This is a genomic window from Desulforudis sp. DRI-14, assembly GCF_052618305.1.
In genome coordinates, this window is record NZ_JBQXEZ010000011.1 from 12,626 (window position 1) to 25,104 (window position 12,479).

The window sequence follows — 12,479 nt, forward strand, 5'->3', positions numbered from 1 at the left end:
TTGGAAGCCGTCAAGGTGCTGGTAAGGGAACTCGTCGTCCTCGCCGTTTTGGCGCTTTTCCTCGAATTGTTGCTCCCGCCGGGGGATATGCGGCGGTACGTAAAGATGGTCTTCGGGCTCCTGGTCATCGTTGCCGTCGTGCAGGCCCTGGCCCGGCCCTGGCAGAGCCTGGCCCAGGATTTTGCAGCTCTTTCCATCGAGGAAACAAAGGCGGTGGCGGGCACGTCTTTTGACCAGGGCCAGCGCATGTGGGAGAAGAGCAAGGAGCAGGCGCTGATCAACTACGAGGATGGCTTGTGCCGCCAGATCAAAGCACTGGCCGGCATGCACCCGGACGTGGAGGTTCTCAACGTGGAAGTCCGGCTGGACAGTGAGGAGAGCAGCACGCCGGTCAGGATTGAGGAGATCGTCCTGGTGGTTTCGCGGCCTCCCCCAGACGTGCTGGAGGTTAAAATCGGCAAAGGAGCGGGGAAAGAAGAGCAAACGGATTGGGCTGAACAGCTCCGAACCACGATTGCCGATTTCTATAGCTTGAACCTTGAACAGGTGACCGTAATCAAAGATTAAAGCTTCGCCCTTGTCCGCCGGAAGTTTTGAAACCATCAGGAGGTGTTGAACATGGGGGATTTTCGAAAAATCGTTGCGCGTTACCTTGGACAAGGAAAACGCCTCCAGCAAAACTTAAAGCTGATCGCCCTGGCCGTGATCGGCCTGAGTCTGTTGTTGGTTAATATCCCCGGCGCGAGTGCGCCCACGGGGGCCGTGGTCGTGAACGAGGATAAGGATGCCAAAACCCACTCGTCGCCGCAAATCAGCAAGACGCAAAGCGAAGAGGAGCAGCTGGAGACCAGGCTGGAAGCGATGCTCTCACAGATTTCGGGGGCCGGAGAGGTCGAGGTCAGCATAAAGCTTGACGGCTCCAGCAGATCCCATTTCGCGGTGAACGCGAGCGTCGATAAGCGGGTGACCGAGGAAACCGACAAGAACGGCGGGCACAGGACCACCACCGAGAACAACGAGTCCAACCAGCTCGTCGTCGTGCAGGCCGCAGCGGGAGTGCAGGACCCTGTTGTGGAGCGGGAACTTGCTCCCCGCGTCGTGGGCGTCCTTGTCGTCGCCGAGGGCGCCCGCAACCCGAAGACGAAAAGCGAACTCTTCGAGGCGACGGTAACGGCTCTGGGGGTGGAGCCCCACAAGATCATGATCCTGCCCAAGAAATTCTAGGCATGAATGGAGGTGTCGAGGCATGCGCCTTTTCATGGTGCGTAAAGGACTGTTGAGCGTGATCATTGCAGGCCTGGCGCTCGTCCTCTGCTTGGTGTTCTGGAGTCTCGGGACCGCCGAGAGCGACGCTCCCGCCGTCCCCGTGACGGTGCCGGTTACGGTCGACGACCGGGACACCCTGCCGGCTGAGAACGACTTCTTCGTGGAGTACCGGATGGAACGGGAGCGCTCCCGCAGCCGCCAGGTGGAGCTTCTCAAGGATATCACCGGGGATCCGAACGCGGGGCAGGAAGCCCGTGAAAAGGCTCAGGCCCGCCTGCTGGAGATCAGCCAGGACATTGAACGGGAAGTAAGTATTGAGAATATCCTGCGCGCGCGCGGCTTCAGCGACGCCATTGTCTTCTTCCAGGGGAAGATGGTTACGGTCGTGTTGCCCTGCAGGCTGACGGAGGAGCAAACGGCGAGCGTCATCAATATCGTGTCCAGGGGGGCATCGGTGGCCAGCGAAAACGTGATGGTCATTGCGGGTGTGGAGTAAGTGTAGTAAGTGTATTGTATACTTCTCGGTGCTTGGTTCCCAAAGCCTTAGGCGGCCGCTATAATAAAGCATGTACCAGAGAATCCGTGTTGGGTTGTTCCATTGACAGCCCAACATTTATTTTGGGAGGGGAAAAGATTGCCTCGAGTGACTGACACCACGCTCCGGGACGCCCACCAGAGTCTATGGGCCACAAGGATGAAAACAGAGGATATGTTGCCCATCGTGGAGAAACTGGATAAAGTGGGTTATTATTCCCTCGAGGTGTGGGGCGGCGCAACGTTCGACGTCTGCATGCGTTACCTGAACGAGGACCCCTGGGAGCGCCTCCGCCTTTTGAAGGAGCGTGTTAAGAACACACCCCTGCAGATGCTGCTGCGCGGGCAATCGCTGGTGGGCTACGCCCACTACCCGGACGACGTCGTGGAAGCCTTCGTGGAGCGGTCTGTAGCCAATGGTATCGACATCATCCGCATTTTCGACGCCTTGAACGATATCCGGAATATGACTGCGGCAATGCAGGCAGCCAAGCGGGCGGGAGCGCACGTCCAGGCTACCGTGGTCTATACTTTAAGCCCGGTGCACACCACGGAGCATTATATCGAAAGGGCCGAACAACTGGCTGAGTTGGGTGCTGACTCCCTGTGCATCAAGGACATGGCCGGTTTGCTTGCCCCTTACAAGGCTGAAGAGCTGGTGGGGCGCCTCAAGGAGAGGATCGGGCTGCCCATCCACCTTCACTGCCACTATATCGGCGGCATGGCTGTCGGCGCTTACCTCAAGGCCGCCGAAGCAGGCGTTGACGTTATCGACACCGCCAGCGTCCCGATGGCCTTCGGCGCATCGCAGCCGCCTGTGGAGACGGTGGTCCGGGCACTGAAGGGGACGCCTTACGACACCGGCCTGAGCATCCGCCTCCTGTTTGAGATCGCCGAGTACTTTGAGGAACTGCGCCGCCGCCGCGGGTTTGAACGCGGGGTTACGCGGATTCACGACATGCGGGTGTTTGACCACCAGGTGCCCGGCGGAATGATCTCAAACCTTGTGTCACAGTTGAGCGAGCAGAAGGCGCTGAACCGGCTTGAGGAAGTTCTCGCCGAGATTCCCAGCGTCCGCGCCGAACTGGGTTACCCGCCGCTGGTCACGCCGACCAGCCAGATCGTCGGTACGCAGGCCGTGCTTAACGTCCTGTCCGGGGAGAGGTATAAGCTCGTTCCGGCTCAGGTCAAGGACTATGTGGCAGGGCTCTATGGCAGTCCGCCGGCTCCCATTGACAAGGAACTGGCCAAAAAGATCCTGGGGGACCGGCAACCTATAACCGTGCGTCCGGCAGACTTGCTTGAGCCGAGATTGGAAAAAATGAGGGAAGAAATCAGGGATTTAGCCATGTCGGAGGAGGACGTGCTTTCATACGCCCTTTTCCCCCAGGTAGCCAAGAAGTTTTTTGAAGAGCGTTCGGGGAACGGATCCGCCCCGGTTGCGCCGGCCCCGGTGGCTGGTTCCAAGACGAGCTCGCAGGCCGGGGGCAAGGAGGAAAGAAAAGTGAATCTTGAAGAAATTCGCGAACTGATCAGGCTTCTGGACGAGACCGACATCACGGAGTTTTCCCTGGAAAGCCAGGGAGTGCGCGTCGCCATCAAGAAGGGGAAACTTATCGAGCAGCCGTCTGCGGGCACCGCGTTAACGGTCCAGGCGCCCGCGGCTGCTGCGGAACCGGCTGCCCGCCCGGCGGCGATTGAGGAACCCGCCGTGGAGACGGTGACCGTCGTGGCGCCCATGGTCGGCACCTTTTACCGCACTCCCGCGCCCGACGCACCGCCCTTTGTCGAGAAAGGCGATGTGGTCAGTGAAGGACAGGTCCTCTGCATTATCGAAGCCATGAAGCTGATGAACGAGATCGAAGCAGACACCGCCGGCGAAATTATCGATATCCTGGCCGAAAACGGCCAGCCGGTGGAGTACGGCCAGCCGCTGTTTGTAATCGCCAAGAAGTAAGACAGGAGTAAAAGATGTTTGAGAAAGTGTTGGTTGCCAACCGGGGAGAGATCGCGTTGCGCATTATTCGCGCCTGCCGCGAGTTAGGGATTCGCAGTGTCGTTGTCTATTCGGAGGCCGACCGCAACAGCCTTCCCGTCAGGATGGCGGACGAGGCCTTTTGCATCGGACCCCCGCAGGCGGCGCAGAGCTACTTGAACGTGACGAACATCCTCAGCGCGGCCGAGGTGGTCGGCGCGGACGCCGTTCATCCGGGATACGGTTTTCTCGCCGAAAACGCCCGGTTCGCCGAGATGTGCCAGAGCTGCGGCCTCAAGTTTATCGGTCCCTCCGTTCAGAGCATCGAAAAGATGGGGGATAAGGCGACGGCGCGAGCGGTTGTGGCGGCTGCGGGTGTTCCCATCGTGCCGGGCTCAGACGGGACCGTGGCCTCGCCGCAGGATGCCCTGTCCATTGCCGAGGTCATCGGCTACCCTTTGCTGATCAAGGCTTCCGCCGGCGGCGGGGGGACGGGGATGCGCGTCGCCCAGGGCAAGGATGACCTGCTGCGGGCTTTTTCCACCGCGCAGTCCGAAGCCCAGGCGGCTTTCGCCAACGGCGACATGTACCTGGAGAAGTACATCGAGGAACCCCGGCACATCGAAATTCAGGTTCTGGGAGATAAATACGGTAAACTGGTCTACTTGGGGGAACGCGACTGCTCCATTCAGCGGCGCAACCAGAAGCTCTTGGAGGAGGCGCCGTCCCCCGCACTGGATGAATCCCTCCGCCGCAAGATCGGCGAGGCCGCGGTACGGGCGGCCCAAGCCGTCGGCTACGAAAGCGCCGGCACCGTCGAGTTCCTGCTGGACCGTAACAACAACTTCTATTTTATCGAGATGAATACACGGGTTCAGGTCGAACACCCCGTCACCGAGATGGTCACCGGCATCGACATCGTCAAAAAGCAGATCCGGATCGCGGCCGGCGAAAGGCTCGACCTCGAACAGGAGGATATCGCCGTTCGCGGTGCTGCGATCGAGTGCCGCATTAACGCCGAGGACCCCTGGAACGGTTTCGTTCCCTCGCCGGGCACCGTCACCAGATTCATCCCTCCCGGCGGGCCGGGCGTTCGCTTGGACAGCGCCGTCTATGAAGGGTACATGATACCTCCGTACTACGATTCGCTGATCGCCAAGCTGATCGTGTGGGGAAACGACAGGGACGAGGCCATCGCCCGGATGCAAAGGGCCCTGAGCGAGTTTATCATTGAAGGCGTTAAAACGACGATACCGCTGCACCAGCGGATTCTCAAAAACGCCTTCTTCCGGCGCGGGGAAGTTTATACCAACTTTGTCCAGCGCCGGATTCTCGCCGGCAGCTAGAGTTCGTTACCGTTTTTCAACGGCCTTCCGGGATGTTGAACAATTGCTCTTATTGATGTAATACGGTATAATCATACTAAAAAATGCTTGTCTAGAAAAATTTGGAGGTGAAAGCCCGTGGAAAACAACAATACTCCGGCATCGGAAGTCCAGGGCGAGCTTGGCGCCGTAAGAATAGCCAATGAAGTCGTCGCCGTCATCGCCGGCCTCGCGGCCACCGAAATCCCCGGAATCGCCGGGATGAGCGGCGGCGGAGTGGGCGGCGGCATCGCCGAGATGCTTGGCCGGAAGAACCTGGCCAAGGGTGTCAAGGTTGAGGTCGGCGAAAAGGAAGCCGCCGTTGACCTGTTCATCATCGTGGAGTACGGCGTGCCCATTCCGGATGTGGCCTTCCAGGCCCAGAGCAGGGTTAAGCGGGCCATTGAATCTATGACCGGCCTCAAGGTCGTCGAAGTAAACGTCCACGTGCAGGGCGTTGTTTTTGCCCGCGATGAGGAGCATCCGGCCAAGGAAGAAACGCCTCCCGCTCAGACACGGGTCCGGTAGTTGGTAGTCAGTAGTCGGTAGTCGGCATCAGCGTTTGGCATTCGGATCGACTGACTCCCAATGCTCAATACCCAGTGCGATCTTGAGTGCTGAGTTGCCATTTGCGGTGGGTCGTCGCAGTGTGTTGGGAGGTTAGGCCATGGGAGCTTTTGACCGGGGCTTGGTGGCTGTTTACAGCCTGTTTGTTTCCATAGCGGCGATAATTGCCGGCGCGGTGTATTACGGCCTGCTGCCGGCCGGGCGGCTCAATATCCTGCAACCGGAAAACAAGGCTGCGGCGGCCGCCGTATTGCTCGTTTTGCTGTTGATCGGCTTCAGGCTCGTCTGGGCCAGCCTCAGCGGGCCGAAGCGGAAGAAGAAGGAGCGGCACGTCGTGGTCGAGGACAACTCCCTTGGCAAGGTGCGCATCGCCTTGTCGGCCGTAGAGAGCCTCACGACGAAAATGGTCAGCCAGGTCCCCGGGATACGAGAAGTGAAGGCGGCGGTCGACGGCGATGCCCAGGGCGTCACCATCAACATCAATGCCACGGTTACTCCCGACATCAATATACCCGAAGTCTCCAAGGACGTTCAGCGGCTGGTCCAGGACAAAGTCAAGGAAGTTACGGGGATCGCCGTTTCCAACGTCCTTGTCAACGTTGAGAATATCTCTGCCAACAAGCCCCGCGTGGAATAGGAGTGCATGCGCTTGAGCCCTAGGTTAAGTGAAATACTCGAGAAGCACTGGGGTAAACTGTTGGGTGTGGTACTTGCGCTTGTTTTCAGCTTGTTCACCATTACTTACGGCCTGCTTAAGGCGCTGTTCGTTTCGCTGTGCGTGGCCGTAGGCTATTATATCGGCAAGCGCATCGACGAGCAGACCGATTGGAGAAAACTCTGGGATCACATATTTGGGGATAATAAATGAAACTGACCAGGAGACGTGCCAGAGAAGTAGCCCTCCAGGCGCTTTTTCAGATTGATGTGGGCGGGGCTGAAGAAGCCGAAGCGGTTGAACAGACGATACAGTTGCTGGAGCTTCAGGATGCGGACTGTTCGTTCGTCAAGGAGATTGTCGGCGGCGTGCGCGGTCATCTGGCGCGGCTGGACGGGGTCATCGTCCGGCAAAGCAAGGACTGGCGCTTGGAACGGATCGCCAACGTCGACCGCAACATTTTGCGCATGGCCCTGTACGAAATCCTTTACCGCGACGATGTTCCGGACAATGTCGCCGTAAATGAGGCCATCGAACTGGCCAAGACTTTCGGAAGCGAGGAATCGGGCCGGTTTGTCAACGGCATTCTGGGAAAGGTTATCGAGAAGCCGGAACTGTTTAGGCCTGACGAAGGCTGCCCTAGCTGAGCAGCCTTTAATTTTTGCTTGGGTGCAAAACAGCGGCCGAAATGCAGGATTTGCCAAGCCCAATAACTAACTCCTTAATAACTGCCTGTTCTTCCGAGAGAGGAAAGACGAGTGCGCATCATCAGTGTCAGTGAGTTAACCGCCTACTTGCGTACCCGCATCGAAGAAGATCCTTTTCTGGCGAACGTTTGGGTCCGCGGGGAAGTATCGAACTGCCATTACCACCCCTCCGGTCACCTTTATTTCAGCCTCCGGGACAAGTACACCACCCTGGGCGTGGTTATGTTCCGCTCGCGTGTGCGGCAGTGCCGGTTTCGTGTTAACAACGGCATGGCTGTCGTGGTTCGGGGGGCGGTGGGCTTTTATGACCGCGACAACCGCTGCCAGCTTTACGCCGAGGAGCTTGAACCGGAAGGGCTTGGCGCCCTGCACGCCGCTCTCGAGCAGCTTAAGGAGCGTTTGGCGGCCCAAGGGCTGTTTGACGAGGCGCGCAAGAAGCCGATCCCGCGGTTCCCGTCCCGTATCGGGCTGGTCACCTCGCCGGTCGGGGCAGCTTACAAGGATGTGCTTACCGTTGCCGCCAAACGCTGGCCTCAGGCGGAGATCGTCGTCGCTCCCGTCAGTGTTCAGGGGGACACCGCGCCGCGGGAGATCGCCGGGGCGATCGCGGCCCTGAACCGGGCCGGTAATGTTGACGTGATCATTGTCGGGCGGGGCGGAGGCTCGATTGAAGAACTCTGGGCCTTCAATACCGAGACGGTGGCCCGCGCCGTCGCCGCCTCCGCGATTCCCGTCGTATCGGCGGTCGGCCACGAAAAAGACGTTACAATCGCCGACCTGGTGGCAGACAGGAGAGCGGCCACGCCTTCGGCGGCCGCCGAGTTGGTCTGCCCGGACCAGGCCGAGGTCCGGTACGCGATGGAGATGACCGGGCGCAGGCTCCAGCGCAGCCTGACGGTCTACATGGACGGCCTGAAACGCGCCCTGCGACGCTGTACCGAAAGCAGGGCCATGGCCCGTCCGCTGGAAACAATCATCGCCCTACCCGGCCGGAGGCTTGAGGTTCTCGAACTGCGGCAGAGCGGGGCGATGGGCGCCATAACCAGGCACTGGGAGCGCAACCTTGCGGAACTGGCCGGGCGGCTGGAATCTTTGAGCCCGCTGGCCACGCTGGCCCGCGGCTATAGCATCTGCTACCGCGAAGAGGAGCGGGGCGAGCGGCTGCTGCGGGACGCGGGTCAGGTCAGGAGCGGGGAAAGAATAAAGGTGAGGCTGCATCGGGGAAGGCTGCGCTGCCGGGTTGAGGAAGCAGAGAATTAAATTTGCAATTCCCGAACGGCCCGGCACTCAGATCGAACAGCTATTTACATTCAGAGGTACTGTTAATCTTCGGGACGCTAGAAGGTTTGATTTGCCTGCAACTTGACTCCCATAGTTGAGTGCCGGGGAGTCCGACGACGGACGACTGACGACTGAATTGAGGAGGACACAGATTGGCGGTTTTACTGGACGGGAAGAAGATCGCCGCGGCGATCAAAGAGGAAATCAAGGAACAGGTTGTCAGGTGGCGGGAGCGGGGCGTCCAGCCGTCCCTTGTCGCCGTGCTTGCCGGGGATGACCCGGGGGCCGTGGTTTACGCGCAGGCCAAGGGAAGGGTCTGCGAAACCCTGGGCATCGACTACAGGGTGCTCCAGTTGGCGGCGGGCGCCGGCGAAGGCGAACTGCTGGGCGCATTGTCCGGGTTGAACGAGGACCCCGCCGTTCACGGAATTGTGCTTGAGCTGCCCCTTCCGGCCCACATCGACAAGCGTAAGGCGATGGAGGCCGTCAGCCCACTAAAGGACGTGGACGGGATGCACCCCCTCAACCGGGGGTACCTGATGGCCGGGCGCCGGGGGTTTTATCCGGCTACTCCGCAGAGTTGCATCGAAATCCTGCTCCGGTCGGGGATCGAGATCGCCGGCCGGCACGTGGTCGTCATCGGCCGCGGCGAAACGGTGGGCAAGCCGCTGATCTTCATGCTTTTGCAAAACAACGCCACCGTGACCGTTTGCCATACCAAGACCCGGGACCTGGCCAGGCACGCTCTGGCAGCCGATATCATCATCGCCGCCGCCGGGAGGGCACGGCTCGTCACGGGCTCGATGATCGGCGAGGGCGCGGTGGTGGTCGATGCCGGGGTAAACCCTTGTCCCGGCGGGATTTGCGGGGACGTGGCTTTTGATGAGGTGGTACCCAAGGCAGGGGCGATCACCCCTGTTCCCGGCGGGGTCGGAAGCCTCACCACGGCGATCCTGCTCAGGAACCTCCTGCAGGCCGTCGAACTCCAAAACGGGGGTCTTAAGTAGCATGACGATGGCGAACTGGACGTTGAAGGAATATCTTGACCGGGCCGCTTCGGGCGAGGCCACGCCGGGAGGCGGAAGCGTCGCGGCTATAGCCGGGGCTATGGCGGCCAGCATGGTGACGATGGTGACCAACCTGACCATCGGCAAGAAGGGTTACCTGGAGGTTGAAGCCGAATGCCGGGCCATCCGGGAACGGTCCCGGCTCCTGGGGGCCGAGCTCCAGGAACTGGCCGAGGCCGATATGCGTGCTTTTGAGAGCTTGATGGCGGCTTACCGTCTGCCTCGAAGCACGGAGACCGAGACCTCCGCCCGCCTGGAGCGCATCCAGGATGCGCTCAAAGAGGCCATCGAGGTACCTTTCCGCATCGCCCGGGCCTGTGAGCAGGTAATGGTGCTGGCCAGGCGGCTGGTCGAGATCGGCAACAGGAACGCTGTGAGCGACGCCGGTGTGGCCTGCTTTCTCGGTGAAGGGGCGGCGCAGAGCGCTCTTTTAAACGTCGATATCAACCTTAAGGCCTTCACGGACCAGGACCTAGCCAGGCGCGCGGCGGGCGAAAGAAAGGCCATCGGCGAGCGGGTGGCGTCCTTGCGGGCCGAGACCTCGGCGCTTTTAGTCATGAGTTGATCGTTTGGTTGTTTGCGGGGAGGCGTGTATGGGAAACCTGAGTTTTGAAGAGGCGATCATGCGCCTGGAAGAAATCGTGCACCGGCTGGAGGACGGCCGGCTTCCGCTGGAGGAAGCACTGGACCTCTATGCCGAAGGAGTGACCCTCGCCCGGCATTGCCGTTCCATTCTGGACAGCGCCGAGCAGAGGGTGAGGTTCCTGTCCGGTTCCGCGATAGAAACGGGCGATGAAGAGCAATGAACTTTCTCGACCGGCTGGCGGAGAAAAGATATTTGGTTGATGCCGCGCTGGACCGGTATCTGCCTGGGGCTGACGTCCACCCCGCCGTCATTCACGAAGCGATGCGTTACAGCGTTTTCGCCGGCGGCAAACGACTGCGCCCGGCGATGACCCTCGCCGCCTGCGAGGCTGTCGGCGGGGATCCGGGCAAGGCCATGGCGGCGGCATGCGCCTTTGAGCTCATTCACACCTATTCGCTTGTGCACGACGACCTCCCGGCTATGGACGACGACGACCTGCGCAGGGGGCGCCCGACAAGTCACAAGGTTTACGGGGAGGCGCTGGCCATCCTGGTCGGCGACGCGCTGCTCACGCTGGGATTCGGGCTCCTGGGCCGAAGCGTACGGGAACACGGCTGCCGGGATGGAAACGCCCTAGGCTTGGTAGAGGACGTGGCGGAGGCCTGCAGCACCATGGGCCTGATCGGCGGGCAGGTCATGGACATCCAGTCAACGGACCGGCAGGCAGATCCCGCGGAACTCGAGTACATCCACCGGACCAAGACCGGCGCCCTGTTTCGCGCGGCCGTACGTGCGGGCTGCATCCTGGGAGGGGGAAGCGGACAACAGCTCAAACAGCTTACCGCTTTCGCCGAGCACTTCGGCCTGGTCTTTCAGATCACCGACGACATCCTCGACGTTGTCGGCGACGAAAAGGTTATTGGCAAGCCGGTGGGCAGCGACACCAGGAACCGCAAGCTTACCTACGTGTCACTGTTCGGGCTGGATGAGGCGCGCGCGAGGGCCCGCCGGGAGGCCGAACTGGCCCTGTCCGCCCTGCAGGGGTTTGATACGAAGGCCGATTTTCTCCGTCAAGCGGTACAATTCGTTTTAACGCGTGAGTTTTAGGGGTGCGGCATCTTCCTCTTTCACCGGCTCGTGACGGACCGGGGTAATGCGCGGCCGGCTGAAGTTTGAAAGGCCTTTACGGTTATGCTATGATAATAAGGCAACTAATCTTTGAAAATCGAAAACAGGTAAGTGATGCAGTATCCTAGTCAGCGGCTCTTTCTTCAAGGGCGGGCCTAAAAATCCGCTGAGGGCACATCGATGAAGTTCCTGGTGCTGGCATCCGACGCCCAGTCGGGGGTTGGTACTGGGAGTTAAGGTTGCGGGGCGACCTGCAATGGCATGCGGGCGTTGACCCTGCTTCCGCGGAGACCCAAGTTCGTGGGGATTTTGAACTATGGCTTGGGGTAAAAACCTGTACGTGGTGAAGAAGCTGCGTGCAGCGTAGCCTGCCTTGAGTGGTAATGGTGGATACCGTTAAGGGTTTCCCGATCGGGTGGCGCCGCTCGTTCGGGGGGCCGGTCGAAACCATTGCTGCAAAAGAGGCTAGGGGAGAGAGTCAACTGTTAAGGAAAACTTCTAGGCTGTCTGGATGTCCAGGGCAGGCCGGAGATTGCAGTGTAGACTGAGTGGCAATCCAGTCCCGGTACCGGTAACGGTCTGGAAACGCCCTTAAAGGGAAACCGCCGGAGCGGCGACGCACGGTGGGCGTTTGGGAAAACCTACTGGACCTAAGCTACAATATTTCTTCGGTTTGCTGTCACTTACCTGTTTTTGTTATTTTAACCCCATTACGGGGTGAGGTGCGCCTGTTTGACCAATGGCTATTCTCGTTCGTTTCTTCGATATGTGATCATCGTCGCGGTAGGGACGTTTACCTCGACGGTATTCTTCAGTTTCCTTACCGAGGTTGCCACGCGAAGACTGGCCAACATCATCGTGGCCGCACTCCTTCTCATCCTGATCATTTCCGTAGGCGTCTTCTTCGACATCCTGGGTACTGCCGTAACCGCAGCCCGCGAAGCGCCGTTCCACGCCAAGGCCGCCAAAAAGGTTTTTGGGGCGCAGCAGGGCGTATTTTTGATCCGCAACGCCGACAAGGTCGCCAACTTCTCAAATGACATCGTGGGTGATATTGCCGGCACGCTGTCCGGCGCCCTGGGCATTTCTCTGATTGTGCAACTTGCGACGATGCAGCAGGGATTTAATATAGTTTTGGCTAATGTGTTAATTACGGCCGGCATCGCCTCGCTAACCGTTTCGGGCAAGCTTTTGGGCAAAAGGCTGGCCATCAACAGGGCTAACGAAGTGGTGTTTCTGGTCGCCCGGGTCCTGGCCAGTATGGAGAGGATCCGGCGCCCGTTAAACCCGTCAAACCCGTCGGGGCATAATAAAGTAAAAAACCGGTCAAAGGTGTGGCGTCGTTGAAA

General features: G+C 59.8%; 15 protein-coding genes. All 15 read left to right on the forward strand.

Going from position 1 to position 12,479, the window contains the following annotated elements; all coding sequences use genetic code 11:
• Positions 1-567, forward strand: a complete 567-nt coding sequence (locus tag ACUM6F_RS07775) for a stage III sporulation protein AF (protein ID WP_445348897.1) — start codon at positions 1-3, stop codon at positions 565-567.
• Between the two features lie 51 nt (positions 568-618).
• Positions 619-1,224, forward strand: a complete 606-nt coding sequence (locus ACUM6F_RS07780) for a hypothetical protein (RefSeq protein ID WP_425621917.1) — start codon at positions 619-621, stop codon at positions 1,222-1,224.
• A 22-nt stretch (positions 1,225-1,246) separates the two neighbouring features.
• Positions 1,247-1,762 carry a SpoIIIAH-like family protein gene (locus tag ACUM6F_RS07785; RefSeq protein ID WP_425621916.1) on the forward strand — a complete coding sequence of 172 codons (516 nt, stop codon included), beginning with the start codon at positions 1,247-1,249 and terminating at the stop codon, positions 1,760-1,762.
• Positions 1,763-1,960: 198 nt separating this feature from the next.
• Positions 1,961-3,757, forward strand: a complete 1,797-nt coding sequence (gene accB, locus ACUM6F_RS07790) for an acetyl-CoA carboxylase biotin carboxyl carrier protein (RefSeq protein WP_479684215.1) — start codon at positions 1,961-1,963, stop codon at positions 3,755-3,757.
• A 14-nt stretch (positions 3,758-3,771) separates the two neighbouring features.
• Entirely contained in the window at positions 3,772-5,121 is a 1,350-nt protein-coding gene (accC, locus tag ACUM6F_RS07795) for an acetyl-CoA carboxylase biotin carboxylase subunit (protein ID WP_425621915.1), read from the forward strand.
• 117 nt (positions 5,122-5,238) lie between these two features.
• Positions 5,239-5,667 (forward strand): Asp23/Gls24 family envelope stress response protein, encoded by a 429-nt coding sequence (locus ACUM6F_RS07800; protein ID WP_425621914.1) that lies wholly within the window; start codon positions 5,239-5,241, stop codon positions 5,665-5,667.
• Between the two features lie 139 nt (positions 5,668-5,806).
• The gene (gene amaP / locus ACUM6F_RS07805; RefSeq protein WP_425621913.1) at positions 5,807-6,343 is read left to right on the forward strand and encodes an alkaline shock response membrane anchor protein AmaP; all 537 of its coding nucleotides are present in this window, start codon (positions 5,807-5,809) and stop codon (positions 6,341-6,343) included.
• A 12-nt stretch (positions 6,344-6,355) separates the two neighbouring features.
• On the forward strand, positions 6,356-6,574 hold the full coding sequence (locus tag ACUM6F_RS07810) for a DUF2273 domain-containing protein (RefSeq protein WP_445348899.1): 219 nt from the start codon (positions 6,356-6,358) through the stop codon (positions 6,572-6,574).
• On the forward strand, positions 6,571-7,008 hold the full coding sequence (gene nusB / locus ACUM6F_RS07815) for a transcription antitermination factor NusB (protein WP_425621911.1): 438 nt from the start codon (positions 6,571-6,573) through the stop codon (positions 7,006-7,008). The genes ACUM6F_RS07810 and nusB overlap by 4 nt, the downstream gene beginning before the upstream one ends.
• A 111-nt stretch (positions 7,009-7,119) precedes the next feature.
• Positions 7,120-8,328 carry an exodeoxyribonuclease VII large subunit gene (xseA, locus tag ACUM6F_RS07820; RefSeq protein WP_425621910.1) on the forward strand — a complete coding sequence of 403 codons (1,209 nt, stop codon included), beginning with the start codon at positions 7,120-7,122 and terminating at the stop codon, positions 8,326-8,328.
• Positions 8,329-8,501: 173 nt separating this feature from the next.
• Positions 8,502-9,356, forward strand: coding sequence for a bifunctional 5,10-methylenetetrahydrofolate dehydrogenase/5,10-methenyltetrahydrofolate cyclohydrolase (locus tag ACUM6F_RS07825; RefSeq protein WP_425621909.1), 855 nt, complete (start codon positions 8,502-8,504; stop codon positions 9,354-9,356).
• 1 nt (position 9,357) lies between these two features.
• The gene (locus tag ACUM6F_RS07830; protein WP_445348900.1) at positions 9,358-9,981 is read left to right on the forward strand and encodes a cyclodeaminase/cyclohydrolase family protein; all 624 of its coding nucleotides are present in this window, start codon (positions 9,358-9,360) and stop codon (positions 9,979-9,981) included.
• A gap of 28 nt (positions 9,982-10,009) precedes the next feature.
• Positions 10,010-10,222: an exodeoxyribonuclease VII small subunit gene (gene xseB / locus ACUM6F_RS07835; RefSeq protein WP_425621907.1), complete on the forward strand. Its 213-nt coding sequence runs from the start codon at positions 10,010-10,012 to the stop codon at positions 10,220-10,222.
• Positions 10,219-11,109 carry a polyprenyl synthetase family protein gene (locus tag ACUM6F_RS07840; protein ID WP_445348901.1) on the forward strand — a complete coding sequence of 297 codons (891 nt, stop codon included), beginning with the start codon at positions 10,219-10,221 and terminating at the stop codon, positions 11,107-11,109. Before xseB ends, ACUM6F_RS07840 begins: the two co-directional genes overlap by 4 nt.
• A gap of 789 nt (positions 11,110-11,898) precedes the next feature.
• Positions 11,899-12,477: a CNNM metal transporter family protein gene (locus tag ACUM6F_RS07845; protein ID WP_426377422.1), complete on the forward strand. Its 579-nt coding sequence runs from the start codon at positions 11,899-11,901 to the stop codon at positions 12,475-12,477.
• Positions 12,478-12,479 lie beyond the last annotated feature (2 nt).